Origin of the sequence: Rhodopseudomonas sp. P2A-2r, assembly GCF_026015985.1 — a bacterium.
GTDB lineage: Bacteria > Pseudomonadota > Alphaproteobacteria > Rhizobiales > Xanthobacteraceae > Tardiphaga.
The window spans coordinates 3,247,093-3,272,605 of record NZ_CP110389.1; the positions used below are offsets into that span (position 1 = coordinate 3,247,093).

Here is a 25,513-nt window from a genome sequence, read left to right on the forward strand (position 1 = left end):
AACCGGCCTAAATCTTGATCGGATGCGCAAAACCTTGGCCATATCCGCCAGATGTGGTATCTCGGCGGCGCCGCTTCGACCCGCCACACGTGACTGCCCGCACCCGACCGAGGGCTGCGGCGGTGGAGATATTTCGCCCATGACCTCTTCGGCCCATTCCGCTTCCGCGCCCGTCTCCTTCTTCTCTGCGTCGCTGACATCCGCCGATCCGGAGATCGCCGCCGCGATCCAGGGCGAACTGGGCCGCCAGCGCCACGAGATCGAGCTGATCGCCTCGGAAAACATCGTCAGCCGCGCCGTGCTGGAAGCGCAGGGCTCGGTGATGACCAACAAATATGCCGAGGGCTATCCGGGCGCGCGCTATTACGGCGGCTGCGAATTCGTGGATGTCGCCGAGAACCTGGCGATCGAGCGCGCCAAGAAGCTCTTTGGCGCGGCTTTTGCGAACGTGCAGCCGAACTCCGGCAGTCAGATGAACCAGGCGGTGTTCCTGGCGCTGCTGCAGCCGGGCGACACCTTCATGGGCCTCGATCTCGCCGCGGGCGGCCATCTGACCCACGGCTCGCCGGTCAACATGTCCGGCAAGTGGTTCAAGCCGGCGCACTATACCGTGCGCCAGGAAGACCAGATCATCGACATGGATGCGGTGGCCAGGCAGGCGGAAGAGGTCAAGCCGAAGCTGATCATCGCCGGCGGCTCGGCCTATTCGCGCGCCTGGGACTTCAAGCGTTTTCGCGAGATCGCCGACAGCGTCGGCGCCTACCTGCTGGTCGACATGGCGCATTTCGCGGGCCTGGTCGCCGGCGGCCAGCACGCCTCGCCGGTGCCCCACGCGCACGTCACCACCACCACCACCCACAAGTCGCTGCGCGGCCCGCGCGGCGGGTTGATCCTCACCAATGACGAGGCGCTGGCCAAGAAGCTCAACTCGGCGATCTTCCCGGGCCTGCAGGGCGGCCCGCTGATGCACGTGATCGCCGCCAAGGCGGTGGCGTTCAAGGAGGCGCTGGCGCCGGACTTCAAGGTCTACGCCAAGAACGTCGTCGAGAACGCCAAGGCACTGGCCGAAACGCTGCGCGCGCAGGGCTACGACATTGTCTCGGGCGGCACCGACAACCATCTGATGCTGGTCGATCTCCGCCCGAAGGGGCTCAAGGGCAACGTGTCGGAGAAGGCGCTGGTTCGCGCCGGCATCACCTGCAACAAGAACGGCGTGCCTTACGATCCGGAAAAGCCGTGGGTCACCTCGGGCATTCGCCTCGGCACCCCCGCGGCCACCACGCGCGGCTTCGGCATCGCCGAATTCAAGCAGGTCGGCGAAATGATCGCTGAAGTGCTGAGTGCGGTGGCGCAGTCCGGCGACGGCAGCGCGCCGCTGGTCGAGGCGGCGATCAAGGAACGCGTCAGGGCGCTGACCGACCGTTTCCCGATTTATCAGTAAGGTCTTTCGTCAGTCGCTTTGAAGGTCTTGTGGAATGCGATGTCCCAGCTGCAACAGCCTCGATACGCAGGTTAAGGACTCGCGTCCCACGGAAGATTCCGCGGTCATTCGCAGGCGTCGGGTCTGCATGGCCTGCAACTTCCGCTTCACCACCTTCGAGCGGGTGCAGCTGCGCGAACTGACGGTGATCAAGCGCAACGGCCGCCGCGTGCCGTTCGACCGCGACAAGCTGGTACGCTCGCTGCAGATCAGTCTGCGCAAGCGGCCGGTGGAGCCGGAGAAGATCGAGACCATGGTCTCGGCCATCGTGCGCGAGCTGGAAAGCGGCGGCGAGGCGGAGATTTCCTCGGAGGCCATCGGCGAGATCGTGATGGAGCATCTGCGCCACGTCGATGACGTCGCTTATGTGCGCTTCGCCTCGGTGTACCGCAATTTTCGCGAGGCCAAGGATTTCGAGGCGGTGCTCGGCGAACTGTCCGGCGAAGACGAGTTGAAGCAGGACATCAAGCCGGTGGTGGTGCGCAAGTGATCTTCCGCATTCTGGAAGATCAGCACGCCCAGAAATCCAGTGAAGCGAAGGCCGTCGACCGGCGCTTCATGGCGCTGGCGCTGGCGCTCGGGCGACGCGGGCTCGGCAATACCTTTCCCAATCCCGCAGTCGGCGCGGTCATCGTCAAAGACGGCGCCATTGTCGGCCGCGGCTGGACCCAGCCGGGCGGGCGGCCCCATGCCGAGGTCGAGGCGCTCAGGCGTGCCGGTGAGGCCGCACGCGGCGCCACGCTCTATGTGACGCTGGAGCCGTGTTCGCATGTCGGCAAGTCGCCGCCCTGTGCCGATGCGGTGATCGCCGCCGGCATTGCCCGGGTGGTATCGGCCGTGGAGGACCCCAATCCCGAGGTGGCCGGGCAGGGCCATGCGCGGCTGCGCGCCGCCGGCATCCGGGTCGATCTCGGCACCGGCGCCCAGGAAGCCGCGCGCGACCATGCCGGGCATTTTCGTCGCGTCCGCGATGGCCGGCCCCATGTGATCCTCAAACTCGCGGTGTCGCCGGACGGTTTTATTGGTGCGGCGGGACGGAAGCCCGTGCCGGTGACCGGCGAGAAGGTGCACTCTCGCGTGCACCTGCTGCGCGCGCAATGCGATGCGGTGCTGGTGGGCATCGGCACCGTGCTGTCCGACGATCCCGAACTGACCTGCCGGTTGCCGGGGATGATCAGGCAGTCGCCGATCCGGGTGGTACTGGACCGCGCGCTGCGGCTGCCGGGCAAGGCAAAATTGGTACACTCGGCGCGACAAACGCCGCTGTGGGTGATGACCTCGAGCCTCTCCGAGGCGCCCGCGGCCATGCTGCTGCAGGCCGCCGGCGCGCAGGTGATGCGGGTGCCGACCACCACCGCGCCGCCGCCCGGGCTTGATCTCGCGGCGGTGCTCAAGGCGCTGGCCGGCAAGGGGATCTCGCGGCTCTTGGTCGAGGGCGGGGCGAAGGTGGCGTCGTCCTTCGTGGCCGCCGACCTGGTCGACGAGGTCTGGCTGTTTCGCGGGGCGCAGGAGATCGGCGCGGGCGGCGTCCCGGCGCTGGATGCATTGCCGCTGACCGCAATCGCGGGGTCGCCGGGATTGAAGGTCCGTGCTAGCGAAACCATTGAAAACGACACCCTGACGATCTTTGAGCGCGCATAATGTTTACCGGCATTGTCACCGACATCGGCGAGATCGAAACCCTGACGCCGGTGGCGCAGGGCCAGCTGCACCGGCTGCGCGTGCTCAGCCACTACGATCGGAGCAGCATCGCGGATGGTGCCTCGATCTCGCACAACGGCGTCTGCCTGACGGTGACGGGCTCCGGGGTGAGCGGCAACCGCACCTGGTTCGAGGTCGACGCCGGCGCCGAAACGCTCGGCCTGACCACGGCAAAGAACTGGAAGGCCGGCACCCGCCTCAACCTGGAGCGTGCGCTGAAGATCGGCGACGAGCTCGGCGGCCACATTGTCTCCGGCCATGTCGACGGCATCGCTACCATTGTGGCGCGCGACAACCTGCCCGATATGGCGCGCTTCACGCTGCGCACCACGCGCGAGCTGGCGCGATTCATCGCCACCAAGGGTTCGGTGACGCTGGATGGCGCGTCGCTGACCGTGAATACCGTCGATGACGTCCAGTTTTCGGTGCTGATCATCCCGCATACGCTCGCCGTAACGACGATCGGCGACTGGCAGGAGGGCCACGAGGTCAATCTCGAGGTCGACCAGATGGCGCGCTACGCGGCGCGGCTGACGGAAATGAAATAGCGCGCCGACGCTTCGGCCCTTGGCTTATCCCGCCGCTACGCCTAAAACCCTGCGCAATCAATCAATTCGAGACGGAATACGATGGCAGACGCGCGACGCGCTCAGTTGCAGGACCAAACCGACATTTCCGGCGCCCGTGTGCTGATTGTCGAAGCCCGCTTTTACGACGATATCCAGGATGCGCTGCTGGCCGGCGCGGTGCTGGAGCTGAATGCCGCGGGCGTCAGCCACACCGTCCTCACGGTGCCCGGCGCGCTGGAAATTCCCGCCGCGATCGCCATCGCGCTGGACGCCGCCGAGAAGCACGACGAGCCCTATGACGCGGCCATCGCGCTGGGCTGCGTGGTGCGCGGCGAGACCATCCATTTCGAGATCGTCTCGATGGAGTCGGCGCGCGGCCTGATGGACCTCGCGGTCAACAGGCGCCTGCCGCTCGGCAACGGCATCATCACGGTCAACAACGACGAGCAGGCCTGGGCGCGCGCCCGCGCCGACGACCTGAACAAGGGTGGCGACGCGGCGCGGGCGGCGCTGGCGATGCTGCGCATCAAACGCCGTCTGGCGAAGAGCTGAGACATGGCAGAGATCAAGAAGGCCGCGATCAAGAAGCCCGCCGAGAAGAAGGCCAACAAGCGCGGCACGGCGCGGCTCGCGGCCGTGCAGGCGCTATACCAGATGGATATCGGCGGCGCCGGCATCAATGACATTTTTGCGGAGTTCGAAAGCCACTGGCTCGGCAAGGAGGTCGAGGGCGACCAGTATCTGCCGGCCGAGGAAGCCTTCTTCCGCGATGTCGTGTCCGGCGTGCTGCGCGACCAGAACAAGCTGGATCCGCTGATCGACGACGCGCTGTCCAAGGGCTGGCCGCTGGCGCGCATCGAGGCGATCTTGCGCGCGACGCTGCGGGCAGGGGCCTACGAGCTGGAGCATCGCAAGGACATTCCGGCGCGCGTCATCGTTTCCGAATATGTCGACGTGGCGGACGCCTTTGTCGAGGGTGACGAGATCGGCATGGTCAACGCCGTGCTCGACCAGATCGCCAGACATTTTCGGCCCGACGACTCGATGCGAGGGTAACTCAGTCGTCGTCATCCTGAGGTGCTCGCCCGAAGGGCGAGCCTCGAAGGATGCGGCCACGGGTACCGACACTTGCGGCTCATCCTTCGAGGCCGTCGCAAGAGCGACGGCGCCTCAGGATGACGCTAGAGTTTGGTTTTGCTCTGGAAGCGGGTAGCGAATGTCATCCGGCGAAGACACTTTGATCGCGACCTATTTCAAGCCGCTGGCCACCGATCCGGGTGCCTTCGGCCTCGCTGACGATGCCGCGGTGCTGCAGGCGCGCGGCGAGGATGTGGTGGTCAATACCGACGCCATCGTCGAGGGCGTGCACTTCCTGCCCGACGATCCCGCCGACACCATCGCGCGCAAAGCCCTGCGCGTTAACCTGTCTGATCTCGCCGCCAAGGGCGCGATTCCGGCCGGCTTCGTACTGACGCTGGCGCTGCGCGAGCGGGATCCTGACTGGCTCGAGGCATTCGCGCGCGGCCTCGGCGAGGATACCCGGCTGTTCGGCTGCCCGCTGCTCGGCGGCGATACGGTGTCGACGCCGGGACCGATCATGATTTCCATCACCGCCTTCGGCCGTGTGCCGGAAGGCCGCATGGTCCGCCGCAGCGGCGCGATGCCCGGCGACCTCGTGGTGGTCACGGGCACCATCGGCGACGCCGCGCTCGGCCTCGACGTGCTGAAGGGCGGCGCGGTGAAGGCGTCGCTGGCCCATGACATGGCCGCCGCTGCCGGGCTGATCGCGCGCTACCGGATTCCGCAGCCGCGCAACGCGCTGGCCAAGGCCGTGCGCGACCATGCACGCGCGGCGATGGACGTGTCGGATGGCCTCGCCGGCGATCTGACCAGGCTGCTGGCCGCCTCCGGGGTCGCGGCAAGCATCTCCACGGCGGAGATCCCGCTGTCGACGCCGGCCAGGCTGCTGCTCGAGCGCGGCACCGTGGAACTGGAAACGCTGCTCTCCGCCGGCGACGACTACGAAATTCTCTGCACGATTCCGCCGAGCCGTCTCATGGCCTTCACAGACGAGGCGCAGCGTGCCGGCGTGCCAGTCTCGGCCATCGGGACGATCTCGGCGGGGGCAGGGCTGCGCATGGTCGATGCGCAGGGACGCGAACTCGTCCTGTCACGGCTGTCCTACAGCCACTTCTGACGCCGCGGCCGGCGGTCCGGGGCATTGTGCCGGATCAATTGTCCTGGATCAAACGTCTCCGGCCGCGTGCCGGCTAGCCTGCCGTCTGTTGGTAAAAAGGGCATGTGTTAGCCGTTCGCAGCGTTGCGTGGCCGGGGCGATTTTGCCATGCTTCGGTCACGAGAGGCCGTCCTCACGTCTGGGCAGGCCTCCTTTTTATGCGTCCTCAACCGGGCGCGGGGCAGGAAGGACTGAGGCATTCCATGACAGCATTGTGGGTGATCGTGCTCTGTGGGGCACTTTCGATCGTATACGCGATCTGGGCGACGGCATCGGTGTTGAAGGCGGACGCCGGGAACGCGCGGATGCAGGAAATCGCAGCGGCCGTGCGCGAAGGCGCGCAGGCCTATCTGAAGCGCCAGTACATGACGATCGCGATCGTCGGCGTGGTGATCTTCGTGCTGCTGTACTACTTCCTGGGGGCGCTGGTCGCGGTCGGTTTCGTGATCGGTTCGGTGCTGTCGGGCGCGGCGGGCTTCATCGGCATGAACGTGTCGGTGCGCGCCAACGTCCGCACCGCGCAGGCGGCGACCGTGTCGCTGGCCGGTGGGCTTGAGCTGGCCTTCAAGGCCGGCGCCATCACCGGCATGCTGGTGGCTGGCCTGGCGCTGCTCGGCGTCACCATCTACTTCGCCTATCTCACCCACTACCTCGGCCTCGCCGCCAACAGCCGCACCGTGGTCGATGCGCTGGTGGCGCTCGGCTTCGGCGCCTCGCTGATCTCGATCTTCGCCCGCCTCGGCGGCGGCATCTTCACCAAGGGGGCGGACGTCGGCGGCGATCTCGTCGGCAAGGTCGAAGCCGGCATTCCCGAGGACGATCCGCGCAACCCCGCCACCATCGCCGACAACGTCGGCGACAATGTCGGCGACTGCGCCGGCATGGCGGCCGACCTGTTCGAGACCTATGCGGTGACCGCGGTGGCCACCATGGTGCTGGCGGCGATCTTCTTCGCCACCTCGCCGTTGCTGGTCAACATGATGACCTTGCCGCTCGCCATCGGCGGCATCTGCATCCTGACCTCGATCGCCGGCACCTTCTTCGTCAAGCTGGGTCCTTCGCAGTCGATCATGGGCGCACTGTACAAGGGCCTGATCGCCACCGGCGTGCTGTCGCTGTTCGGCGTCGCGGCTGTCATCTACTGGCTGGTGGGCTTCGGCCCGCTGGCTGGCGTCAAGTACACGGGTCTCGCGCTGTTCGAATGCGGCGTCGCCGGACTGGTGGTGACGGCGCTGATCATCGTGATCACCGAATACTACACCGGCACGCAATATCGTCCGGTGAAGTCGATCGCGGCGTCATCGGTCACCGGCCACGGCACCAACGTCATCCAGGGCCTCGCCATCTCGATGGAATCCACCGCCGGTCCGGCGCTGGTGATCATCGCCGGCATCCTGGTGACCTACAGCCTGGCCGGCCTGTTCGGCATCGCCATCGCCACCACCACCATGCTGGCGCTGGCCGGCATGATCGTGGCGCTCGATGCCTTCGGTCCTGTCACCGACAATGCCGGCGGCATTGCCGAAATGGCCGGCCTGCCCAAGGAAGTGCGCAAGGCCACCGACGCGCTCGACGCGGTCGGCAACACCACCAAGGCGGTGACCAAGGGCTACGCCATCGGCTCCGCCGGTCTCGGTGCGCTGGTGCTGTTCGCGGCGTATAATGAGGATCTCAAGTTCTTCATCGCCAATGCCGCGAAGTATCCCTACTTCAAGGGCGTGCTGCCGGACTTCTCGCTGAACAACCCCTATGTGGTGGTCGGCCTGCTGTTCGGCGGTCTGCTGCCCTACCTGTTCGGCGCCATGGGCATGACCGCGGTCGGCCGTGCGGCTTCCGCGATCGTGGAAGAAGTGCGCCGGCAGTTTCGTGAAAAACCGGGCATCATGCAGGGCACCGACAAGCCGGATTACGGCCGCGCGGTCGACCTGCTGACCAAGGCGGCGATCAAGGAAATGATCATCCCGTCGCTGCTCCCGGTGCTGTCGCCGGTGGTGGTGTACTTCGTGATCTATTTCATCGCCGGCGGCGGCGCCGACGGCAAGTCGGCGGCGTTCTCAGCGGTCGGCGCCATGCTGCTCGGCGTCATCGTCACCGGCCTGTTCGTGGCGATCTCCATGACCTCGGGCGGCGGCGCCTGGGACAACGCCAAGAAGTACATCGAGGACGGCCACTTCGGCGGCAAGGGCTCCGACGCCCACAAGGCCGCGGTGACCGGCGACACCGTCGGCGATCCCTACAAGGACACCGCGGGCCCGGCGGTCAACCCGATGATCAAGATCACTAACATCGTGGCGCTCCTGTTGCTGGCGATCTTGGCGCACTAGACCCGTTCCCGACTGGACCGAAAACCCCGCGGTGTGAGCCGCGGGGGTTTTCGTGGGCGCACGGCCGCTGCGGTCGGGACCCTGGCAGCCGCGTGGCGCCGCACCGTTCGCCAACGGATTCAATTGGACGCATCTTGCGCAGGAATCGCTAAAGCAAAGCCGCTACTGCGTGGGGCCCGCCCAACGCCGGCGTGCGGCCGCAGGCCACCGCGGCAAGCTCCCAACCACCAGTCAAGGACCCCTGATGAAACGTGCTATCGCTATCGCTGCCTTCACGCTGCTTTCCAATGTCGCCGTCGCAGCCGCCGAGCAGCGCCTGCCGACGATCCCTCCGGCGCAATATACCGAGGACCAGAAGAAGGCCGCCGCCGACTTCCTGGCCGCGCGCAAGACTCCGGTGTTCGGCCCGTTCGAGGCGCTGATGCATTCGCCGGAAGTGATGACCCAGGCGCGTTCCATGGGCGACTATCTGCGCTTCAGGTCGTCGCTGGGAAACACCCTCAGCGAACTGGTGATCCTGATCACCGCGCGGCAGTGGACCCAGGACTTCGAATGGCAGTTCCATTATCCGATCGCGCTGAAGGCCGGCATCCGCAAGGAGATCGCCGATGCCATCGCCGATGGCCGCCGCCCCACCGGCATGAGCGAGGATGAAGAGATCGTCTATGATTTCTCCACCGAGCTGCACACCAGCAAGCGGGTCTCCGATGCCACCTTTGCCCGCGCCGACAAGCGGTTCGGCAAGCGCGGCGTCGTCGATCTGACCGGCATCAATGCCTATTACACACTGCTGGCGATGCAGATGAACGTCGCGCGCTACCAGGCGCCGTCGGATGTGCCGAAACTGACCCGCTTCCCGGAATAGCTGCGGCAAGCGCCGTCGCTGGCGATTTTGATGCTGCGGTCTATAATGAATCTGACAAACCAAACCCTGCGGTCGAACCGCGGGGTTTTTTGGATCAGAGGGGATCGAGGGGATGACAAGGCGACATTTTCCGGCCTCGGCGGTGCTTTGGATGGCCATCGCGGCCGGCGGCGCGCCGGCAATCGCTGCCGAACAGTGCACGGTCGGCGGCGATGCAAAGGGCGCTGACTTCGTCGGCGCCGTCACCAAGGCGCTCGACACCGCCTGGAGCTGTGAAGGCGCCTACAAGATCTTCGAGACCTGCCAGCTCGGCTCATCCGGCGACAACGCGCTGTCGACCATCGTGCTGTCCAAATGCGAACCGCGGTTCCAGGCCAGGGCCACGCCGGCGGTCAAGGCCGCCTATCAGAAGGCGCGCGAAAAATGCAGCCAGATCGCCGAGAAGAATCAGGGCTCCATGTATCAGGGCCAGGCCGCGGTTTGCGTGGCCCGCGCCAGCCGTGATTTCGCAGCCAAGTACGGCGCGAAGCGGTAGCGGCGCGTCTGAACGCGATGCTCTCTTGAACCTAGGCTCGGTCGAGGACGACTGACGTGTATCCGACACATGTCGCCGTCGCCGAGGTCACGATGACGTTTGAAACCGCCAAGTGCTTCTGGTGCGGAACAACCTTGCTGAAGGACGCGGCGACCTGTCCGAGCTGCGGCGGCGACCAGAAAACCAATGCGCGCGCCGATCCGTATCAGCCGCGGGTGATGATTGCAGTCGGCCTTGCCGCCGCCGTTCTGGTTGTCTGGAACTGGCTCAAGGCATAGCTGCGACGGCCTCACTCACCTCCATCGAAAGCCGCTCCGGCACATTCTGCAAGGACCGCCATGTCTTCCGTTGTCGACGAAGGATTCTCCTACTCGGTCGATTTGACGCCAGAGGATTACCGGCAACTGTTCGTCCAGATCGGGCGACGGCAGCAACGGCAGACGACGTCAAAGCGGATCTATCTCGTGGCAGTTCTCGCTGCGGTACCGGTCGCACTCGTTCTTGGCGCAATGAGCACGGTCATGACCCGTCAGGGCAATGGCGCGGCGGTTGCCATGCTTTGCGCGCTGGCATTTCTGCTTGGAATTCAGGCCATGTCGTCGGCATTCAGCTTCACGCATGCGCGCTCCCTGCAGCAATTGGCATCTAGCGCGGCGCGCGACTGGCCCTCCGCGTCGATGTGCGTCGATGCCGACGGCGTCAGGATCAGCGGTCATCAGACACTGACTGAATGGCGCTGGCCCGCGATCGCGGAGGTCAGCGTTGAAGATGGCGCGTTGCTGTTCTGGAGCGGCACGCTGTATGCAATGCGCATACCCGGCCGTGTGTTTGCGACGGTGGCGGAGCGCGACGCGGTTCATGCCTATGCACGCAGCCGCATCGCGCCCGGATGATGTATGCGAGGTGCGGGCGGCGGCTCACTGCACCTCCATCTTCAACCCTTCCTTGTCGATGATGGTTTTGAACTTCGCCGTCTCGGCCTCGACGAAGCCTGAGAACTGCGCCGGCGTGCCGTAGTCCGAGACGGCACCCATGGCGGTGATGGTCTTCTGGGTGTCGGCGCGCGCCAACAGCACCTTGATCTCGGCGTTCAGCGCATCGACGGCCGCAGCCGGCGCGCCCTTCGGATAGAATACGCCGAACCACGACGAGACATCGAAGCTGGCCAGTTCCGGCGCGGTCTCGCGCATGGCCGGGATGTTCGGGGCCTGGGCGGTGCGCTCGGGCGTGGTGACCGCGAGGCCGATGAGCTTGCCGTCGAGCACCTGCGGCAGCGACGGATAGAGATTGTCGAACAGGATCTGGACGTCGCCGGCCAGCGCCGCCTGCAACGCCGGGCCGGCGCCGCGGAACGGCACGTGCTGCATCTTCAGGCCGGTGAGCTGCAGCCACCACGCGCCGGTGAGGTGCGGGCTCTGGCCGACGCCCGACGAACTGTAGTTCAGCTTGTCGGGGTTGGCCTTGATATAGGCGATCAGCTCCGGAATGGTCTTGATCGGCACCGAGGGGTGGGCGCAGACGATGTTGGGAATCCGGATCATGTTGCTGACCGGCTGCAGCTGTTCGGCCTTGTAGGGCAGGTTCCTGAAGATGCTATAGGCGATGGCGTTGGGGCCGGGATTGCCGACCAGGATGGTGTGACCGTCGCCCTTCAGCCGCGCCACCTCGGCGGTGCCGATGGTGCCGCCGCCGCCGGAGCGATTCTCCACCACCGCGGATTGTCCCCACGCCGTCTGCAGATGCGCCGCCAGCATGCGGCCCATCACGTCGGTGGAGCCGCCGGCGGCGGCCGGCACGATGATGCGAACGGTTTCGGTCGGGCGCCATTCGCCGGCGGCGCGGCTCGTCTTGGGCAAAGCGGAGGTGGCGGACAAAGCGGCGGCTGCCGACAGCAGGCCGCGGCGCGTGATCAGGCTGGTCATGGTTTCTTCCCTGAAGGTTCTTGTCGTGATGATTTTTGGTCTTGGGAGAAATCGTAAAGCCGCGCCGCTGCGTCTGCAAGGTAGGCTTTGACGCAGGCGCCACCCTGCGGACCTGCACAAGCAAAACCCCGCGGCATGCCGCGGGGTTTGCGTTTCAAACGTTGATGCGGCGAACTACCGGAAGCTGATCAGCTTGAACAGCGGGGTCAGGTAGCTCATTTCCTGGCCGGAGGTCGGCGTGGTGCGGCTGATGAAGTCGAAGATCTTGCCGTCCTGCAGGCCGTAATTGGCGAGCCGCTGCACCTTGCGATCCTTGTCGAAGTAGATCGCGATGACGCGCTGGTCGGTGACCTTCTGCGGCATGAAGGCCACCGGGCGCTCGGCGCGCTGCGAGATGTAATAGAACACCTCGCCGCTCAGGGTCGCCACGGTGGACGGCGTGCCCATCACGATCAGCACCTGATCCTGGCTGGCGCCGATGGGAATCTGCTCCAGCGCGCCGATGGGCAGGATGTAGCCCTTCTGGAATTGTTCGGAGGTGCAGGCCGCCAGTGCCAGGCCGCTCACGGCGATGGCAAGCGCGGCGCGCAGGCTGCGCCAGCTGGCGCGCGAACTGCGGTGCGGGCGCGCCGGAACGCCTGATTGGCTCGAAATTGTCATGACGGAATGGGCCTCATCCTCTTGCATCGCGCGAGGCGTTGACGTACCGGGCAGCACCTCTGATTGCAACATGCGCGCGCCTCGGGGGCCCGCCTGAGGAACCCAAGATGCTCTGGCCGTTCAATCACTTCAGGAAACCCCCGGCACCGTTGCGGGGGACCATTGAGGCCATCTATGGCATGATCGTGGCGCAGGCGCGAGAACCCCGGTTTTATCGGGAACTTGGGGTCGCGGACACGGTTAACGGGCGTTTTGACATGTTGCTGCTGCACCTGTGGTTGTTGCTGCAGCAATTGAAGGAGATCGAGACCTCCGGCGCCTCGCAGGAATCGCTATCGCAGGGGCTGATCGACCGGTTCTGCAGCGACATGGACCACAATTTGCGTGAACTCGGCACCAGCGACCTCAAGGTGCCCAAGAAGATGCAGGAATTCGGCCGGGCCTTCTACGGCCGCGCCGCCGCTTATGATAGAGCACTGGCGGAGGGGCCGGAGGCGCTGGCACTGGCGCTGGACAAGAATATCTATAATGGCACAGACCTCGCGCAGGCGCGGCGGCTCGCCGGCTATGTGGCGGAGGCCACGGCCGCCCTGGCCGCGCTCGACGAAACAACAGTTGCGAACGGATCATGGCGCTTCCCGCCGCCGGTCGCCACGGAGATGATGACGAAATGACCAGAATCGATCGCATGACGGATGTCTCCAATCCCTGGAGCTTGCCGGTGGCGGTGGCGCAGATCCCGGAAACCGGCCTGCAGCGCGACATCGAGGCCAGTCCGGCGGAACGCGCCGCCATTGCCGAACTGGGCGGTCTGCTGGGCGTATCGGCGGCCAAGGCGTCGCTGGTGCTGACGCCGGTGGGCAGCGGCCAGGTCCACGTGGTCGGCCGGGTCTGGGGCAGGGTCGGGCAGAGCTGCGTGGTGACGCTGGATCCCATCGAGAGCGATTTCGACGAGGCGATCGACCTGATGTTCGCGCCGCCCTCGCAGATTCGCGAACTGGCCGAATCGGTGGACGAGGATATCGAGAGCGACCAGGAGACCCCGGACCCGCCGGAACCGATCGATCACGGCTTCATCGATATCGGCCGGCTGGCCACCGATGCGCTGTATCTCGGGCTGAACCCCTATCCGCGCAAGCCGGATGCGGTGTTCGAGGTCCCGGAAATCCCGCCGGACCCGAGCGATCACCCGTTCGCCGCCCTGAAAGCGCTGAAGGAGGCCCAAACCGCCCCGGGAACGAAGAAACCCAAGGAGAAATCGTGAGCTAAACCGGATAGCGGCAGGGCCGGCCGCTCTGGTTTATTGGGCACACGGGCGCTGATTCCAGCGGCCGGGGCGCCCGCCGCAGCAAAACCGCCCGCCCGGGATGTTGTATCGGAGCCGGGAAACGCTATTGTCGCGGCCCGATCAGGATTGAATAAAGCACTTCGCCGCTCGTCGCCAAACGCGGCGGGTTTCCTCCGCGGTCGCGTCACTCGGCCGCAAAGAGACAGGTTTCCGGGACGTTCATGCCGAAAAAGGTTCGCATCGCGCTAGACGCCATGGGTGGCGATGTCGGCGCATCGGTTGTCGTCCCCGGCGCCGCGATTTCGCTCACCCGTCATCCCGACAGCGAATTCCTGCTGTTCGGCGACAGCGCGCTGATCGAACGCGAGCTGGCCAATCATCCCGCCCTGAAGGCGGTGTCGAAAGTCATCCACACCGACGTCGCCGTCAGCATGCACGACAAGCCAAGCCAGGCGCTGCGTCGCGGCCGGCGGGTGTCGTCCATGTGGCAGGCCATCGACGCGGTCAAGAAGGGCGACGCCGACGTGGCGATTTCCGCCGGCAACACCGGTGCGCTGATGGCCATGGCGCGGTTCTGCCTGCGCATGCTCGACGGCATCGAGCGCCCGGCGCTGGCCGCGATCTGGCCGACGACGCGCGGCGACTCGGTGGTGCTCGATCTCGGCGCGACTATCGGCGGCGATGCCCAGCACCTCAAGACGATGGCGGTGATGGGCAGCGCCATGGCCAGCGCGCTGTTCGACCTGGAACGGCCCACGGTCGGGCTGCTCAATATCGGTGTCGAGGAAATCAAGGGCGGCGACGAGATCAGGGAGGCCGCCGAACTGCTGCGCGCCGCCGATCTGCCGCAGCTCAACTTCATCGGCTTCGTCGAGGGCGACGGTATCGGTCGCGGCGCCGCCGACGTCATCGTCACCGAGGGTTTTAGCGGCAATATCGCGCTGAAGGCCGCGGAAGGCACGGCGCGGCAGTTCAGCGAATATCTGCGCAACGCCATGGCGCGGACCTGGCGCTCCCGGATCGGCTACCTGTTCGCCAAGAACGCCTTCAAGGCAGTGCGCGACAAGGTCGATCCCAACAAGTCCAACGGCGCCGTGTTCCTGGGTCTCAGGGGCATTGTCGTGAAGAGCCACGGCGGCACCAATGCCGACGGCTTTGCCTATGCGGTCGACGTTGGCTATGACATGGTCCGCTACGATCTTCTCACCAAAATCAATCTGATGCTCAACCGCGACGGCAGCGCGCTTTCCTCGACGCCCGCGCAGGAGGCTGTCTCGTGACTACACTACGTTCGGTCGTGCTCGGCTGCGGCTCCTATCTGCCGGAGCGGATTCTGACCAATGCCGAGCTGGCGTCCCAAGTCGACACCTCGGACGAATGGATCGTCCAGCGCACCGGGATACGGCAGCGCCACATTGCCGCCGAGGGCGAATTCACCTCGCATCTGGCGATCAAGGCCGCCAAGGCGGCGCTCGCCCATGCCGGGATCGATGCGCAGTCGATCGACCTGATCGTGCTGGCGACGTCGACGCCCGACCATACCTTTCCGGCCACCGCGGTGGAGGTGCAGCACGCGCTCGGCATCAACCACGGCGCCGCGTTCGACCTGCAGGCCGTGTGCTCCGGCTTCGTGTTCGCGCTGGCCACGGCGGACAATTTCCTGCGCACCGGCGCCTTCAAGCGCGCGCTGGTGATCGGCGCGGAAACCTTTTCGCGGATTCTCGACTGGACCGACCGCGGCACCTGCGTGCTGTTCGGCGACGGCGCCGGCGCCATCATCCTGGAAGCGCAGCAGCAGCCCGGCCTGCCGAGCGACCGCGGCGTCCTGACCACGCATCTGCGCTCCGACGGCCGGCATAAGTCGAAACTGTTCGTCGACGGCGGGCCGTCCTCGACCCAGACCGTCGGCCATCTGCGCATGGAAGGCCGCGAAGTCTTCAAGCACGCGGTCGGCATGATCACCGACGTGATCTACGATGCGTTCAAGGCGACCGGCGAGAGCGCCGAGAGCATCGACTGGTTCGTGCCGCACCAGGCCAACAAGCGCATCATCGATGCCTCCGCGCACAAGCTGCACATCGCGCCGGAGAAGGTGGTGCTCACGGTGGACCTGCACGGCAATACGTCGGCGGCATCGATTCCGCTGGCGCTGTCCGTTGCAGTGCATGACGGGCGCATCAAGAAGGGCGATCTGGTGCTGCTGGAAGCCATGGGCGGCGGCTTCACCTGGGGATCGGCGCTTCTGCGCTGGTGAGTCCGGTATTTTAAGAAAAATGCCTGCATTGCCATGAACTTCCATGCTATTGCTTGGATCAGCAGTGTTGACCGCTGAGCGGTAACCTCATAATTTCACCATTGAATTTTCTCGCCGGGGGTGGGGCAGGCGATGACGGGAACGGGTAAAACAGTCACACGCGTCGATTTGTGCGAGGCGGTCTACCAAAAGGTGGGCCTGTCGCGCACGGAGTCGTCCGCGTTCGTGGAACTGGTGTTGAAAGAGATCACCGATTGCCTGGAGAAGGGCGAGACGGTGAAGCTGTCGTCGTTCGGCTCCTTCATGGTGCGCAAGAAGGGCCAGCGAGATCGGACGCAATCCGAAGACCGGCACCGAGGTGCCGATCTCGCCGCGGCGTGTGATGGTGTTCAAGCCATCGGCGATCCTCAAGCAGCGCATCAACGGCGACACCGCCGCAAGTAACGGCAAAGACGAGCACGGCGGCTGATTTCGCCATCACCACGGTCTGGAACGGGGATTTAGCATTTGGACAAGGCGCCGGATGCGTTCCGAACCATCAGCGAGGTCGCCGACGACCTCGATATTCCGCAACATGTGCTGCGGTTCTGGGAAACGCGGTTTACCCAAATCAAGCCGATGAAACGATCCGGCGGCCGGCGCTATTATCGCCCGGACGACGTCGATCTGCTGCGCGGTATCCGCCGTCTGCTGTACGGCGAGGGCTACACCATCCGCGGCGTGCAGCGCATCCTCAAGGAGAACGGCATCAAGGCGGTGCAGGGCCTGGTCGACGGCGCTCCGGCGCCGGGCTTTGCCGCGCCCGGCGGCGACGCCAAGCCGCGCCTTGCCGACCGCGGCCGGGATGACGACGAGGACGATGTCGCCGACTCCGCGATGGAGGTCGAGGCTGAAGACGTTGACGACGAAGAGGAGGAGGAGGTCGAGGAGGCGGTCGAGGCCCCCGTGGCGGCGCGCCGGGAGCCGGTGATCGCCGCCCCGCCACCGCGCCGGGAGCCGCAGCCGGCAGCGCCGGTGGCCGCCCCGGTGGTGGCACGGCCGTCACCCGCCGCCATCGAGGCCCGCAGGCGCGATCGCGCCCGGCTGGAGGCGGCGCTGCGCGATCTCCAGGCCTGCCGCGAGATCCTCGATCAGGCCCTCAAGGACGGCTGACCGCCACGACCGGTCCGGGTCGAACAATTCCGGCAATCTCCGCCGCCCTTCTTGCGCGCGGGCCAGATCGAAGCTACACGATGCCATCGTCGGAGCGTAGCGCAGCCCGGTTAGCGCACTAGTCTGGGAGACTAGGGGTCGGAGGTTCAAATCCTCTCGCTCCGACCATTTTACCCAATAATTTCAACGTCTTGGTGTTTCCTTCGGGTTTACATAAGCCGCCCGTTTACAAACAGTTTACAATTCTGTTCGTCCGGTGTTCTTCATCCGACTTCGGACGGCCGCCTTGGCAGTTTCGAGATTCGAGGAAAGCTTTCGCTTGAAGTTGCCGTTCGTTCGCAAACTGACCTGATCTTGGCGCATTGCGACCTCGACAAAATCGAATGCAGCAACGAGCAGGGGTGGCAGCATCTGTATCTCGATCGACCAGCTCATGGGGACGAAGTGGGCGAACTGATTGCGGAAGACCTTATGAAGCGTCCCTAACCGACCGGCTTGGTCAGTGTCGATGACATCCGGATAAAGCTCCTGGAATATCTCAAGTAGGGACATGAAGTCGGCCATTCGCTGCGCCGGATAGTCTCCCGTGCAGGTCTCCAGCCATTTAAGAAAAGTTTTGGCTGAAGACTTCGTCAGGACGTTGGTCTTTGAGGTGTCTTGAATAGCACAAACCAGTGCGCCATGGACCGCGTTTTGAGCGGCGAGAATAGCCCATTTCCAGCCGCTTGGTGTTGCCGCTAAGGTCGGCGCAATAAGGGCGAGAAGGTCAGTCGACGCAAGCACGTCATGGTGTTCGTCGATTCGTAGCCATACTTCACTGCTCATAATTGCGACCAGCCGCCTACTTTCTGATGAGCCTGAATAATAGCGTCCCTCATTTGTCCTTGCCAGAAGCGGCGGTCTTATCTCGGTGCCGTTCAAGCTTTTCGTAGGCGTGCCTCGCCAGTGTACCGTTCCGCGCCAAATACGAATCAAGCATCTTCTGCGCCTTGTCGACGGTCCACGTCATCGCTTCGGCGATCTCTGGCGCGGTGGCGCCGGCCTCGGCTAGCATCGTCGCGGCGGTCCCGCGGTTGTCGTGGAAATTGAGGTCTGCGGCGCCAACTTTATCTGCGTCCTCGCGCCACCATTCGTTGAAATAGCGCTTGCTGAAGGCTTTGCCGGTGGTGGTGAGCATCACCAGCGCGCCAACGCGGGGTAGGCTGTCGAGGTGAGCGCAGATCTCGCGGGTGGCTGGAATCCAGACGAGTTTGCTGGTCTTGCTTGATCGAGATCTGGATCTGCTCGCCGTTGTATCGGGTCCACGGGAATTTGCGAATGTCGCTGGCGCGCATGCCGGTGTTTCGCACCAGGTACATTGCCGTCACCATGGGCGCGCGCGCGGTCCTGATGAATTCCTGCTGCATCGGGTCGGTCCAAGTCTTGTCGGACCTGTCGCTCTTGTAGAGCCGTTTAAACGTATCCAGCGGGTTGAATTTGATGACGCCCTGTTCTTTGCAATAGGACAGGACGCGCGCAAGCGCCGCCATCAGATTATCGGCCGATCGGCGGGATGTCTTCGCGAGCTCGTCTTGCCACGCGAGCGCGTCGCGGCGGAACGCCTGCGCGTCGTCTGCATCATCGAAGGTCGACGCCGGGCAGGTTCCCCAGCGCTTTTCGATCCGCCGCAATTTCCAGACGTATTCGCGTCGTGATGTCTCGCTGAGGCCGTCGAAATAGCTGGAACCGTCGAACTTGCGAATCAGGGTGGCAAGCGTTGCCTCGCCCCGGGTCTTCATCGACTTTTCGGCGGCGGCGTAGGTCTGCGCAAGGTTCTGCTCGTCCAACGGCAGGCCGGTGGCGCGGTGGTAGAGGTGGATCTTGATAGAGCCGTCCGCCTGGCGCTTCTTGACGCGGTGGATGCCCTTAAGTTTGAGCGGCTTTTGCCTGACTCTCATTTTCAGCTTTCCACCGGCCGTAGGGCGTCAGGGTTTCGGATGCTGTCACAAGGCCGGACGCGCGATCAAGGGCGGCGTCTATGGCCTTGCGGTCCCAGCGGTTTGTTCCGGGGATCGCCGGCGGAACGATTCCCTTGCGGCGCCAGGTGTCGAAAGCGGACATGCTCTCGCATCCGCAATAGTCGGCGGCCTGTTGTTTGCTCAAGCCGCGGCCGGTCATCGCAGCGGGCTCGTTTATATCCTCGGCCCTCATTGTTCGCTCTTCCTCTGCAGTGGTCGGGATGCGGAATTCTGCGGGCCGGCGCGGCGGAAGCCGGCGGACTGGATTTTCTGGCGTGCTGGTTTGAGGCCAAAGGCGCTTTTCAGCGCGCGGTCGGCCTTCTGCATGCGCGGGTTGTCTTCCTTGAACGTCTTCTTTTTCGAGCAGGAAGAGCGGCACCACACGCCGCAATTCTCAAGCGTTGGCTCGCCGCCAAGGCCATCGGGCACAAGGTGCTCATATTCGATGTTGCCGGACTTAAGCTCTATCCCGCAGCTCTCGCACTGAGGGACGCCGGGGATATTCTCGACACCTTCCACGGGGCAGTCGCGGCAAGCGCGCGCAAAGGCGGCCTTGCGCACCTTCTGCGGAAACTCGGTGCGTTTCTCGCCGCGCATGCTCATGCCGGCACGCTCGCATCGTCGGCCGGAGCCGTGCTGGGCGATGCCAGATAGCCGCGGTTCGGTGCGGACGCGATCAGCGAGCGCAAGGCGGGATCGCTCCAAATGATGCCGTTTTCGGCTCCCCAAGCGAACATGAATTCGATCAGATCCGTCATTTCCTCTTTGGAGAGGTCCGACGACGATTGCCCCCACGGGATGAGCGTGTCGTTGTTCAGCGAAGGGATCATCTGAACCTCAAGCCCGCACCCGTGCATCATCAGGATTTTCCAGAGGTCGGGCGTGTAGCGCCGGCCGCAGTGCTCTTTCTGTAGGGCAACGTCGGTGAGCATGCTCCACATCCGCGCGTTCTGCGGCAGGGTGCGCTTGGTCTTCTTGAATTCGACGCGCGTACCCCTCGGCAGATCGCGGCACCACCTGGCGGCGCGCGCGCGGTCATCCGGCGTGTCGAGCGTGATTAGGGCTCGGCTCATGGGCTGGGAAACCCTTCCGGGTTGTGGCATTTCTCGCATTCGCGAAAATGCGGATCGCCGCGGCCGGTGCCGTAGCACTCCCATCCGCCGCCATCGCAGGCTTCGCAAACTATGCGAGCCGGCGGCTCCCTGCTGATCGTCACGGGCACGATGCGCCAGCCGGTGCGGTTGGTCTGCTTGCACTCCCGATTTAGATTGAGGGTGTCGCGGGTCAGGTCATCCGACGCCACGGTGGCAAGCGTGCCCTCGTATTGGTGCGGCTGCGCGAAGCCGTATTCCGGATGCCAGATGGCGAAGCCCTGCGCGGAAAGCGCCATCATGCCGCCACCCGCTCGCCGGTGCGGCGGATCTGAGCCACCACGTCGTCAAGCTCGGCGTTGAAGGTATCGACGGCCGTTGCAAGCTTCTGAATGTAAAGCTCGTCCCGGTGCATCCGCTTCACGAAAAGCGGCATCTTCGGCCAATAAATCGCGATGTCCCACCATTCGCGTTTTGACACCCAAAGCGTGCCTTGGATCTGCGCCTTATGCTCGGGCGGAACCTCGCCCTTCAGCAGCACGTCAATGAGCAGATGCGGCAGCTTGGTTTTGATCTCGGCGCCGCCGTCGTCGCCAATGAGCGAGTCGGGTGAGGCGCCGGCGCGGCCGTTCCTGATGAAGCCGACGCGGTCGAGCTGATAGCCGGTCTGGAAGGCGTAGAGGTCGCGCGCTTGGTCCTCCATCGCGTGGCCGCGCTCGGTGTGCTCGTTGGAAAAGCTCTCCATCGGCTCGCCGGTGATGATCTCACCGGCCAGCTTGAGCATGTAGGTCCGCCGGCCGACACTCGGGCTCCCGGCAGTCTTGCCGCTCGCCAAGATGGTGGCGAACTGCGAGGCGGTGGCGATGCCGGCGCGGGCCTGAAGCCACTCCGGGGAGTTCTGTTCGCAATTGATGATCTGCATTTTCCGGTCCTCAGTAGGTAATTGAAACGTGGGGGATGCGGCCGGCGGCAATGGCGCGGGCGATGACGTCAGCCAGACCGACCGGCAAGCCATCAACCTCAAGCGATGCCAAGGCGGCCCGCACCTCGCCGATGATCTTGTTGCGGTGGCGCGTGTTCGCCTCACGCTTCGCCTTTTCGGCCTGCTCCTGCTCCTGTGCCCGCGCGATCTTGTGGTTATGCTCTTCAAGGGCGCGTGCGATACCTTCCGCCTGGTCGCGGGCGGCTTGCTCTGCGCGGGCGATGTCGCGGGCCTTCTCCTGCTCGGCGCGCTGGGCGGTCTCCGCAGCATCTTTCTCGGCTTGCCGGCGGGACGTCTCGGCCGCTGCTGCCGCATTCGACGCTGCGATGTCGGCTGCCTCGCGGTCAGCCTTCATCTGGCGCAGCTCGGCCAGCTCGGCGGCGTCGGCCTCAGCCTTCACCGCGACATTGAGCATTGCGCGGAGCTGGGGCAGTGTTTCGCGGGCAGCATCGTCGGCGCGCTCGTTGAATTCCTGCCAATCGCGAACGTAGGTCGCTTCAACGTCCGCGATCCTGGCGCGGATCACATCAGACTCAATGACCGTCCCGATAAAGCGCGGTGCCGTGACGATGAAAACAAGCGCCTGCTCGTGATCGTCCACGCGGCGCTTTTCGAGTTCCTCCCATGCTGTGAGCGGGCTGCGGACTTCATCGCGCAGGGCGTCGAGGCGGTCGCGGATCACGCGGCGCTCGGCGTCGATAGCTCCTGACTGCTTCTTAATGTCGGCGACCAGCTCCTTGCCCATATCGTCAAGGGCGGTCTTGGAGCGCGCCACCTTGTAGGCAAGGGAGCTGATGGCCTTGCGGCCGGCGTCGGTGGTCATGTCGCGCGGCGTCGCGCGAACTTCGGCCTCAAGCCCCGAAATGATGCTTTCGACGCCGCCGGGCGCGAAGACGATGGCCGGCGTCAAAACATCGACCGGCCTGGTAATGGTTTCCGGCGACAAAATGCGATCGATTGAAACAAGCGCGTTCATGTTAAGCGGCCTTCTTTTTGAAATTGCCTATTGCGGCGATGCAGGAATCGAACTTCTCGACGGGGATTTTCCCGATGTGGTCGACGCCGGCCCATTGCAGGAAGGCGACGCCGCTAACGACGCGGGAATTCAGCTCGGCAACGATCTGGCGGGCCTGCTCATTGCTGATGCAGCCCGGCGCTGGCGTGTAGGGCTGGGCGCCGGCGGACGGCCGCACGCCAGCGGCGTTGCCGTCGTCGTCTTGGCTCCGGTCGATGACGATATTGAAGATCATGCGCAGCAGCGCGCGGATGCCGATCGACACGGCCGACACGGCGGCGTGCGTCTTAGTCATCACGTCGATTCCTTCGATGCCCTTTCCATCGCAGGGGATATCGACGTGAAACTGCTTTTCGTGGCCTTCGACATGGGAGACGTCGCAGATCACGCGGACGTGGTTCGTCGGTGCGCCGTCGCCGGTGTTGAAGCAAAGGGCAAAGCCGTTCGCCGTGTAGATCGGGCGCAAGACGCGGTCGAGCGCCTGGTGCGAGGCATAGGTGCTTTGCGTGAGCGGGTTGTTGGCGTCGGCGCAGATCGGCGCGGTTTCAAGCTGCGCCTTGGTCATCGCCGCGGCGAACGCAAGTTTGGCCTGCCATTGGGCCTGATCGGTCTTGGCGCTCATTGTGTGGGTGCTTTCTCGGTGGTGGCGATGGCGGTTTCGATGAGGTCGAGCGCGCCGCGCAGCTTGTCGCGGGCGGTGGTGAGGATGGCCGGCGCGTCGGCGTCGGCGGGCGCCATGGTGAGATTGAAGGCGAGGCCGTCCGCGTCATGCTGCAGCCAGTCGGCATAGAGCGCGATGCGGCTGGCGCGGTGGGCGGCGGCGGTGCTCACGATCCGAATGCCTTCGTGAGAAGCTGACCCACAGCCTCGCTGCCGTCCGTGTCGCAACCATCGCCGCGGCAGGCCTTGCACTCGCCCATATCGGTCTGCAACTCGGGGTCATCGTTCTGCGGGTCGTGGCGGACGGTGCGGCCTTCGACGCAGCGGATAGCGAAACGGAAATGCTTCATGATGCGATCTCATGGTTGGAGTTGCGCTGGGGACGGTCGAGGCCACGGCGGTGGGCACGGCTCATGGCCGCATATTTCCGGGTGGTCTTGAGATCGACCATGCAGCGCCGCAGCAGTTCATCGCGGGCGTCGTCGGTGAGGTTGTCGAGCAGGCAGGCGCGGCGGTCGGCCAGCATGATCCGTGCAATCTCGGCGACGCGCTCGCGGCCAAATGCGTAGTTCATCCGCTCGGCAAGGGAATTGGCTTTGTTCGGCGCCATGGCGATTACTCCGCTGCTTGAAGGATTGCCGGGGCGGCGGGTGCGTCGAGCGCATCCCAGCGGGCGCAAAGCTCTTCTGAAATTTCACCGGTGCGGACCAACTCTTCTACGGTGGCGTCGCACAGCTCGGCGGCAGCGGCGGTGGTGCGCTTGAATTCGGCGCGGGCCTCGTCGCGGGCGCGGTCGTAGCGAGGCGCCGACAGCCCGCGCAGATCGGTCATGGTCATCTGAAAAAGGGTGGTCTGAACGACGGTGGCGCGGGCGAAGTAGGCGCCGGCCTCGGCCTCGGCGCGCTCGAACTGCTCGCGAGCGGCCTGCTGATCATCCGTCTCGCGATCAGCGGCGTAGTGCGGGTTTGCGGCGTAGTAGCTGGTCATCTGCGGCGCTCCATCGGCTGATCCGATGGGAATTGATAACCTGCGTTATAATAACCGTCAATAAGAAAAGTTATCGAAATCGAGAATAAATGCTAAAGCCCTCCTGCCGGCATGGTGCCGGGGAGGGTGGTTAGATGTCTTTCAGAAGGCTGCGGGGGCTGGTCTGGCGAATGCGGGCCTTGTGGGCAGTCAGATCATCTAAACGATCTGCAGGCCGCGCCAGCCGTGTATGGTTACGAAATAGAGCCGGTCTTTAATGTCCGAAATAGCGCAGCATGCCAGAAGCGGTGAAAATGGCGACGACGGCTAACAGGAGCTGAATCGCCGTCGGCATCGCCTTAAGCTGGCCCTTCATTTCCGCAACGTCGGTGACCAAGCCATCGAGTTTCTTCTCGATGCGGTCGAAGCTTTTCTCTAAGGCTGCTACGCGCGGTTCCATGGGGTCAAATGTGCCCCCTCCGCCGCCAGAATTCAAGCCATCGTTTAGGCTTCTGCGCGTCGGCTGCTGCTGATAATCAGCAATATTATGTAGGGAACCCTTATCGCTTTGTGCCATCGCGCACCTTCAATGCACTTTCCATAATGGCACCGTATAGGATGCGATTGCGGGTTTCTGCGTCTGTAACGGCGTTCTGGCAATTGTCTAGGCAGATATTGGCTTGTTCGAGGTTCCCATTGCTGAACAGCACAAGGGCGCCTCGCAAAGCCATTATGGACCTTGCCATGTCAGTCGTAGAAAACAAGAGTTGGTCTAGGTTGCTTTTTGACAGTGGGCCGATAATCAATTCTTCATCATAAGGAATGTCGACCCATTTGCGCAGAGAATCTTCGGGGAAACGATACCCATCAGGGAATTTCAGTGGCTCCCGATCAATTGTGACCGGCGGCTTCTCGTCTTCCATCTTTACATCCCCAACGGTCGCGGGCGGGTCAAAACCAGTCTTGCGCAAGTAAAGGCCATGGCTCCTGCAATGACGCCCCAGAACGCGCCGCCGGGATCGGGGCCGATCTTGTCCCCGATCAGGCCCCCAACAATCACGGAAAAAAGAATGCCGGTTAGCCAAATGAAAAAGTTGCGCATTACCGCCGCGTCCTTTTGCCCGTCACCCTATGCGCAGTACCCCATTCGCTTCTGGACAAAGCGAAGTCCTTTGATTTGCCTTCTGGTGGATTGTGCTGAGTGACTAACCACTTATCGGATGTTGCGCGCCGAAGGTGCTTGATCGTTGCTCGCGCTTCGCCATCCCGTTCCGCATAGAAAATGTAAACTTCGTCGGGGACGATCGGCAGATGCGGTTCCACGGTTGCTGTCTCGCCGCTCTTATATTCCGGCGCCATCGAGCTCCCCGTGACCAGCAGGCCGTAAGCATCCCGAACATGGACCAAGTGCGACGGTCGCGGGATGAACTCTACGGGGTCAGTGGACCGGATTAGCTCCCCTGGGCCGCCTTCAGCCGATGAATAGACCGGGAAGTCCGGGCGGCCTTCGGTAACGAACGGGCGGTCCATTTCCGACTGGACCCGCGGCGGCGACAACGAGATATCGAGGGTTGCCAAGTCGAGGTCGAGCACTTGGGCGATCTTGGGAAGAAATTTGGAATGAGAAGTCTCGCCGGCCTCAATCTTTTTGATTGCAGGCTGCGAAATGCCGACTTGATCCCCTAATTCTTTCTGAGACCAATTCCGCTTTTCGCGGGCTTCCTTAATGATTTCACCGGGTTGCATGCCGATAAGTCTATAACAAGGGTTATCGGCAGTCTCCATAACAATAGTTCTTGACATGACGATAACCTAC

Annotated in this window: 37 protein-coding genes, 1 tRNA gene and 1 pseudogene; 19 read left to right on the forward strand and 20 right to left on the reverse strand. The window is 64.1% G+C overall.

The annotated features are described in order from the left end of the window. The first annotated feature begins 139 nt into the window (after positions 1-139). From glyA to ONR75_RS15585, 12 genes are all read left to right on the forward strand, one after another. Positions 140-1,441, forward strand: a complete 1,302-nt coding sequence (glyA, locus tag ONR75_RS15530) for a serine hydroxymethyltransferase (protein WP_265083361.1) — start codon at positions 140-142, stop codon at positions 1,439-1,441. Positions 1,442-1,475: 34 nt separating this feature from the next. Then, complete coding sequence (gene nrdR, locus ONR75_RS15535; RefSeq protein WP_265083362.1) at positions 1,476-1,970, forward strand: transcriptional regulator NrdR; 495 nt, start codon at positions 1,476-1,478, stop codon at positions 1,968-1,970. Further along, positions 1,967-3,121: a bifunctional diaminohydroxyphosphoribosylaminopyrimidine deaminase/5-amino-6-(5-phosphoribosylamino)uracil reductase RibD gene (gene ribD, locus ONR75_RS15540; protein WP_265083363.1), complete on the forward strand. Its 1,155-nt coding sequence runs from the start codon at positions 1,967-1,969 to the stop codon at positions 3,119-3,121. The genes nrdR and ribD overlap by 4 nt, the downstream gene beginning before the upstream one ends. Then, the gene (locus ONR75_RS15545; protein ID WP_265083364.1) at positions 3,121-3,729 is read left to right on the forward strand and encodes a riboflavin synthase; all 609 of its coding nucleotides are present in this window, start codon (positions 3,121-3,123) and stop codon (positions 3,727-3,729) included. Before ribD ends, ONR75_RS15545 begins: the two co-directional genes overlap by 1 nt. Positions 3,730-3,810: 81 nt before the next feature. Beyond that, positions 3,811-4,302, forward strand: coding sequence for a 6,7-dimethyl-8-ribityllumazine synthase (ribH, locus tag ONR75_RS15550; protein ID WP_265083365.1), 492 nt, complete (start codon positions 3,811-3,813; stop codon positions 4,300-4,302). 3 nt (positions 4,303-4,305) lie between these two features. Then, complete coding sequence (gene nusB / locus ONR75_RS15555; protein ID WP_265083366.1) at positions 4,306-4,806, forward strand: transcription antitermination factor NusB; 501 nt, start codon at positions 4,306-4,308, stop codon at positions 4,804-4,806. 160 nt (positions 4,807-4,966) lie between these two features. Continuing rightward, positions 4,967-5,947: a thiamine-phosphate kinase gene (gene thiL / locus ONR75_RS15560; RefSeq protein WP_265083367.1), complete on the forward strand. Its 981-nt coding sequence runs from the start codon at positions 4,967-4,969 to the stop codon at positions 5,945-5,947. Between the two features lie 242 nt (positions 5,948-6,189). Next, positions 6,190-8,310: a sodium-translocating pyrophosphatase gene (locus ONR75_RS15565; protein WP_265083368.1), complete on the forward strand. Its 2,121-nt coding sequence runs from the start codon at positions 6,190-6,192 to the stop codon at positions 8,308-8,310. Between the two features lie 244 nt (positions 8,311-8,554). Continuing rightward, positions 8,555-9,175, forward strand: a complete 621-nt coding sequence (locus tag ONR75_RS15570) for a carboxymuconolactone decarboxylase family protein (RefSeq protein ID WP_265083369.1) — start codon at positions 8,555-8,557, stop codon at positions 9,173-9,175. Between the two features lie 151 nt (positions 9,176-9,326). After that, on the forward strand, positions 9,327-9,710 hold the full coding sequence (locus ONR75_RS15575; protein ID WP_265083370.1) for a hypothetical protein: 384 nt from the start codon (positions 9,327-9,329) through the stop codon (positions 9,708-9,710). A gap of 56 nt (positions 9,711-9,766) precedes the next feature. After that, positions 9,767-9,988, forward strand: coding sequence for a hypothetical protein (locus tag ONR75_RS15580; RefSeq protein WP_265083371.1), 222 nt, complete (start codon positions 9,767-9,769; stop codon positions 9,986-9,988). 60 nt (positions 9,989-10,048) lie between these two features. Beyond that, positions 10,049-10,603, forward strand: coding sequence for a hypothetical protein (locus tag ONR75_RS15585; protein WP_265083372.1), 555 nt, complete (start codon positions 10,049-10,051; stop codon positions 10,601-10,603). A 24-nt stretch (positions 10,604-10,627) separates the two neighbouring features. On the opposite strand, the gene ONR75_RS15590 is transcribed toward ONR75_RS15585, so the two are convergent. Beyond that, the gene (locus ONR75_RS15590; RefSeq protein WP_265083373.1) at positions 10,628-11,632 is read right to left on the reverse strand and encodes a Bug family tripartite tricarboxylate transporter substrate binding protein; all 1,005 of its coding nucleotides are present in this window, start codon (positions 11,630-11,632) and stop codon (positions 10,628-10,630) included. A 174-nt stretch (positions 11,633-11,806) separates the two neighbouring features. Further along, positions 11,807-12,292: an outer membrane protein assembly factor BamE gene (locus ONR75_RS15595; protein ID WP_265083374.1), complete on the reverse strand. Its 486-nt coding sequence runs from the start codon at positions 12,290-12,292 to the stop codon at positions 11,807-11,809. Between the two features lie 107 nt (positions 12,293-12,399). On the opposite strand from ONR75_RS15595, the gene ONR75_RS15600 reads away from it, so the two are divergent. The 7 genes and pseudogenes from ONR75_RS15600 to ONR75_RS15630 all read left to right on the forward strand — a co-directional run bounded on the left by ONR75_RS15600 (position 12,400) and on the right by ONR75_RS15630 (position 17,154). Next, positions 12,400-12,966, forward strand: coding sequence for a ubiquinol-cytochrome C chaperone family protein (locus ONR75_RS15600; RefSeq protein WP_265083375.1), 567 nt, complete (start codon positions 12,400-12,402; stop codon positions 12,964-12,966). Further along, on the forward strand, positions 12,963-13,556 hold the full coding sequence (locus tag ONR75_RS15605; protein WP_265083376.1) for a YceD family protein: 594 nt from the start codon (positions 12,963-12,965) through the stop codon (positions 13,554-13,556). The genes ONR75_RS15600 and ONR75_RS15605 overlap by 4 nt, the downstream gene beginning before the upstream one ends. A gap of 245 nt (positions 13,557-13,801) precedes the next feature. Further along, positions 13,802-14,860: a phosphate acyltransferase PlsX gene (gene plsX / locus ONR75_RS15610; protein ID WP_265083377.1), complete on the forward strand. Its 1,059-nt coding sequence runs from the start codon at positions 13,802-13,804 to the stop codon at positions 14,858-14,860. Then, positions 14,857-15,834: a beta-ketoacyl-ACP synthase III gene (locus tag ONR75_RS15615; RefSeq protein ID WP_265083378.1), complete on the forward strand. Its 978-nt coding sequence runs from the start codon at positions 14,857-14,859 to the stop codon at positions 15,832-15,834. The genes plsX and ONR75_RS15615 overlap by 4 nt, the downstream gene beginning before the upstream one ends. A gap of 132 nt (positions 15,835-15,966) precedes the next feature. After that, positions 15,967-16,303: pseudogene (locus ONR75_RS15620) on the forward strand (integration host factor subunit alpha). Between the two features lie 38 nt (positions 16,304-16,341). Beyond that, positions 16,342-16,986 carry a MerR family transcriptional regulator gene (locus ONR75_RS15625; protein ID WP_265083379.1) on the forward strand — a complete coding sequence of 215 codons (645 nt, stop codon included), beginning with the start codon at positions 16,342-16,344 and terminating at the stop codon, positions 16,984-16,986. Positions 16,987-17,076: 90 nt separating this feature from the next. After that, positions 17,077-17,154 (forward strand) — tRNA-Pro (locus ONR75_RS15630). A 69-nt stretch (positions 17,155-17,223) separates the two neighbouring features. Here the strand turns inward: ONR75_RS15630 and ONR75_RS15635 are convergent. The 18 genes from ONR75_RS15635 to ONR75_RS15720 form a co-directional block, all read right to left on the reverse strand. Continuing rightward, positions 17,224-17,811 (reverse strand): hypothetical protein, encoded by a 588-nt coding sequence (locus ONR75_RS15635; RefSeq protein WP_265083380.1) that lies wholly within the window; start codon positions 17,809-17,811, stop codon positions 17,224-17,226. A 49-nt stretch (positions 17,812-17,860) separates the two neighbouring features. Continuing rightward, positions 17,861-18,163, reverse strand: coding sequence for a hypothetical protein (locus tag ONR75_RS15640; protein ID WP_265083381.1), 303 nt, complete (start codon positions 18,161-18,163; stop codon positions 17,861-17,863). Then, positions 18,093-18,923, reverse strand: a complete 831-nt coding sequence (locus ONR75_RS15645) for a hypothetical protein (RefSeq protein WP_265083382.1) — start codon at positions 18,921-18,923, stop codon at positions 18,093-18,095. Before ONR75_RS15645 ends, ONR75_RS15640 begins: the two co-directional genes overlap by 71 nt. After that, positions 18,892-19,143 carry a hypothetical protein gene (locus ONR75_RS15650; RefSeq protein WP_265083383.1) on the reverse strand — a complete coding sequence of 84 codons (252 nt, stop codon included), beginning with the start codon at positions 19,141-19,143 and terminating at the stop codon, positions 18,892-18,894. Before ONR75_RS15650 ends, ONR75_RS15645 begins: the two co-directional genes overlap by 32 nt. Before the next feature lie 29 nt (positions 19,144-19,172). Continuing rightward, the gene (locus tag ONR75_RS15655) at positions 19,173-19,586 is read right to left on the reverse strand and encodes an HNH endonuclease (RefSeq protein ID WP_265083384.1); all 414 of its coding nucleotides are present in this window, start codon (positions 19,584-19,586) and stop codon (positions 19,173-19,175) included. Next, positions 19,583-20,140, reverse strand: coding sequence for a recombination protein NinB (locus ONR75_RS15660; protein WP_320109736.1), 558 nt, complete (start codon positions 20,138-20,140; stop codon positions 19,583-19,585). Before ONR75_RS15660 ends, ONR75_RS15655 begins: the two co-directional genes overlap by 4 nt. Next, complete coding sequence (locus ONR75_RS15665) at positions 20,053-20,376, reverse strand: hypothetical protein (protein WP_265083385.1); 324 nt, start codon at positions 20,374-20,376, stop codon at positions 20,053-20,055. Before ONR75_RS15665 ends, ONR75_RS15660 begins: the two co-directional genes overlap by 88 nt. After that, positions 20,373-20,996 carry a lambda exonuclease family protein gene (locus ONR75_RS15670; protein WP_265083386.1) on the reverse strand — a complete coding sequence of 208 codons (624 nt, stop codon included), beginning with the start codon at positions 20,994-20,996 and terminating at the stop codon, positions 20,373-20,375. The genes ONR75_RS15665 and ONR75_RS15670 overlap by 4 nt, the downstream gene beginning before the upstream one ends. Positions 20,997-21,006: 10 nt before the next feature. After that, on the reverse strand, positions 21,007-22,032 hold the full coding sequence (locus ONR75_RS15675) for a hypothetical protein (RefSeq protein ID WP_265083387.1): 1,026 nt from the start codon (positions 22,030-22,032) through the stop codon (positions 21,007-21,009). A gap of 1 nt (position 22,033) precedes the next feature. Continuing rightward, positions 22,034-22,693, reverse strand: coding sequence for an ERF family protein (locus ONR75_RS15680; protein ID WP_265083388.1), 660 nt, complete (start codon positions 22,691-22,693; stop codon positions 22,034-22,036). Continuing rightward, a complete protein-coding gene (locus ONR75_RS15685; RefSeq protein ID WP_265083389.1) occupies positions 22,690-22,902 on the reverse strand; it encodes a hypothetical protein in 213 nt (70 codons plus the stop codon). Before ONR75_RS15685 ends, ONR75_RS15680 begins: the two co-directional genes overlap by 4 nt. Continuing rightward, entirely contained in the window at positions 22,899-23,081 is a 183-nt protein-coding gene (locus ONR75_RS15690; protein ID WP_265083390.1) for a hypothetical protein, read from the reverse strand. Before ONR75_RS15690 ends, ONR75_RS15685 begins: the two co-directional genes overlap by 4 nt. Continuing rightward, a complete protein-coding gene (locus ONR75_RS15695) occupies positions 23,078-23,341 on the reverse strand; it encodes a hypothetical protein (RefSeq protein ID WP_265083391.1) in 264 nt (87 codons plus the stop codon). The genes ONR75_RS15690 and ONR75_RS15695 overlap by 4 nt, the downstream gene beginning before the upstream one ends. 5 nt (positions 23,342-23,346) lie before the next feature. Then, positions 23,347-23,718: a hypothetical protein gene (locus ONR75_RS15700; RefSeq protein WP_265083392.1), complete on the reverse strand. Its 372-nt coding sequence runs from the start codon at positions 23,716-23,718 to the stop codon at positions 23,347-23,349. A gap of 253 nt (positions 23,719-23,971) precedes the next feature. After that, positions 23,972-24,274 carry a hypothetical protein gene (locus tag ONR75_RS15705; RefSeq protein ID WP_265083393.1) on the reverse strand — a complete coding sequence of 101 codons (303 nt, stop codon included), beginning with the start codon at positions 24,272-24,274 and terminating at the stop codon, positions 23,972-23,974. Next, positions 24,258-24,620 carry a hypothetical protein gene (locus ONR75_RS15710; RefSeq protein WP_265083394.1) on the reverse strand — a complete coding sequence of 121 codons (363 nt, stop codon included), beginning with the start codon at positions 24,618-24,620 and terminating at the stop codon, positions 24,258-24,260. The genes ONR75_RS15705 and ONR75_RS15710 overlap by 17 nt, the downstream gene beginning before the upstream one ends. Positions 24,621-24,622: 2 nt before the next feature. Continuing rightward, a complete protein-coding gene (locus tag ONR75_RS15715) occupies positions 24,623-24,799 on the reverse strand; it encodes a hypothetical protein (RefSeq protein WP_265083395.1) in 177 nt (58 codons plus the stop codon). Then, a complete protein-coding gene (locus ONR75_RS15720; protein ID WP_265083396.1) occupies positions 24,799-25,500 on the reverse strand; it encodes a helix-turn-helix domain-containing protein in 702 nt (233 codons plus the stop codon). Before ONR75_RS15720 ends, ONR75_RS15715 begins: the two co-directional genes overlap by 1 nt. Positions 25,501-25,513 lie beyond the last annotated feature (13 nt).

Excerpts from the sequence above, each read along its gene's own strand:
- ONR75_RS15705 (WP_265083393.1), bottom strand. The coding sequence starts at position 24,274 with ATGGCACAAAGCGATAAGGGTTCCCTACATAATATTGCTGATTATCAG.
- thiL (WP_265083367.1), top strand. The coding sequence starts at position 4,967 with ATGTCATCCGGCGAAGACACTTTGATCGCGACCTATTTCAAGCCGCTG.
- ONR75_RS15570 (WP_265083369.1), top strand. The coding sequence starts at position 8,555 with ATGAAACGTGCTATCGCTATCGCTGCCTTCACGCTGCTTTCCAATGTC.
- ONR75_RS15690 (WP_265083390.1), bottom strand. The coding sequence starts at position 23,081 with ATGAAGCATTTCCGTTTCGCTATCCGCTGCGTCGAAGGCCGCACCGTC.
- ONR75_RS15640 (WP_265083381.1), bottom strand. The coding sequence starts at position 18,163 with ATGCTCACCACCACCGGCAAAGCCTTCAGCAAGCGCTATTTCAACGAA.
- nrdR (WP_265083362.1), top strand. The coding sequence starts at position 1,476 with ATGCGATGTCCCAGCTGCAACAGCCTCGATACGCAGGTTAAGGACTCG.
- nusB (WP_265083366.1), top strand. The coding sequence starts at position 4,306 with ATGGCAGAGATCAAGAAGGCCGCGATCAAGAAGCCCGCCGAGAAGAAG.
- ONR75_RS15650 (WP_265083383.1), bottom strand. The coding sequence starts at position 19,143 with ATGACCGGCCGCGGCTTGAGCAAACAACAGGCCGCCGACTATTGCGGA.
- ONR75_RS15720 (WP_265083396.1), bottom strand. The coding sequence starts at position 25,500 with ATGTCAAGAACTATTGTTATGGAGACTGCCGATAACCCTTGTTATAGA.
- ONR75_RS15715 (WP_265083395.1), bottom strand. The coding sequence starts at position 24,799 with ATGCGCAACTTTTTCATTTGGCTAACCGGCATTCTTTTTTCCGTGATT.
- ONR75_RS15545 (WP_265083364.1), top strand. The coding sequence starts at position 3,121 with ATGTTTACCGGCATTGTCACCGACATCGGCGAGATCGAAACCCTGACG.
- ONR75_RS15695 (WP_265083391.1), bottom strand. The coding sequence starts at position 23,341 with ATGGCGCCGAACAAAGCCAATTCCCTTGCCGAGCGGATGAACTACGCA.
- ONR75_RS15645 (WP_265083382.1), bottom strand. The coding sequence starts at position 18,923 with ATGAGAGTCAGGCAAAAGCCGCTCAAACTTAAGGGCATCCACCGCGTC.
- ONR75_RS15665 (WP_265083385.1), bottom strand. The coding sequence starts at position 20,376 with ATGATGGCGCTTTCCGCGCAGGGCTTCGCCATCTGGCATCCGGAATAC.
- ONR75_RS15670 (WP_265083386.1), bottom strand. The coding sequence starts at position 20,996 with ATGCAGATCATCAATTGCGAACAGAACTCCCCGGAGTGGCTTCAGGCC.
- glyA (WP_265083361.1), top strand. The coding sequence starts at position 140 with ATGACCTCTTCGGCCCATTCCGCTTCCGCGCCCGTCTCCTTCTTCTCT.
- ONR75_RS15565 (WP_265083368.1), top strand. The coding sequence starts at position 6,190 with ATGACAGCATTGTGGGTGATCGTGCTCTGTGGGGCACTTTCGATCGTA.
- ONR75_RS15680 (WP_265083388.1), bottom strand. The coding sequence starts at position 22,693 with ATGAGCGCCAAGACCGATCAGGCCCAATGGCAGGCCAAACTTGCGTTC.
- ONR75_RS15635 (WP_265083380.1), bottom strand. The coding sequence starts at position 17,811 with ATGAGCAGTGAAGTATGGCTACGAATCGACGAACACCATGACGTGCTT.
- ONR75_RS15675 (WP_265083387.1), bottom strand. The coding sequence starts at position 22,032 with ATGAACGCGCTTGTTTCAATCGATCGCATTTTGTCGCCGGAAACCATT.
- ONR75_RS15590 (WP_265083373.1), bottom strand. The coding sequence starts at position 11,632 with ATGACCAGCCTGATCACGCGCCGCGGCCTGCTGTCGGCAGCCGCCGCT.
- ONR75_RS15710 (WP_265083394.1), bottom strand. The coding sequence starts at position 24,620 with ATGGAAGACGAGAAGCCGCCGGTCACAATTGATCGGGAGCCACTGAAA.
- ONR75_RS15655 (WP_265083384.1), bottom strand. The coding sequence starts at position 19,586 with ATGAGCATGCGCGGCGAGAAACGCACCGAGTTTCCGCAGAAGGTGCGC.
- ONR75_RS15595 (WP_265083374.1), bottom strand. The coding sequence starts at position 12,292 with ATGACAATTTCGAGCCAATCAGGCGTTCCGGCGCGCCCGCACCGCAGT.
- ONR75_RS15605 (WP_265083376.1), top strand. The coding sequence starts at position 12,963 with ATGACCAGAATCGATCGCATGACGGATGTCTCCAATCCCTGGAGCTTG.
- ribH (WP_265083365.1), top strand. The coding sequence starts at position 3,811 with ATGGCAGACGCGCGACGCGCTCAGTTGCAGGACCAAACCGACATTTCC.
- ONR75_RS15585 (WP_265083372.1), top strand. The coding sequence starts at position 10,049 with ATGTCTTCCGTTGTCGACGAAGGATTCTCCTACTCGGTCGATTTGACG.
- ONR75_RS15660 (WP_320109736.1), bottom strand. The coding sequence starts at position 20,140 with ATGGGAGTGCTACGGCACCGGCCGCGGCGATCCGCATTTTCGCGAATG.
- ONR75_RS15575 (WP_265083370.1), top strand. The coding sequence starts at position 9,327 with ATGGCCATCGCGGCCGGCGGCGCGCCGGCAATCGCTGCCGAACAGTGC.
- ONR75_RS15700 (WP_265083392.1), bottom strand. The coding sequence starts at position 23,718 with ATGACCAGCTACTACGCCGCAAACCCGCACTACGCCGCTGATCGCGAG.
- ONR75_RS15600 (WP_265083375.1), top strand. The coding sequence starts at position 12,400 with ATGCTCTGGCCGTTCAATCACTTCAGGAAACCCCCGGCACCGTTGCGG.
- plsX (WP_265083377.1), top strand. The coding sequence starts at position 13,802 with ATGCCGAAAAAGGTTCGCATCGCGCTAGACGCCATGGGTGGCGATGTC.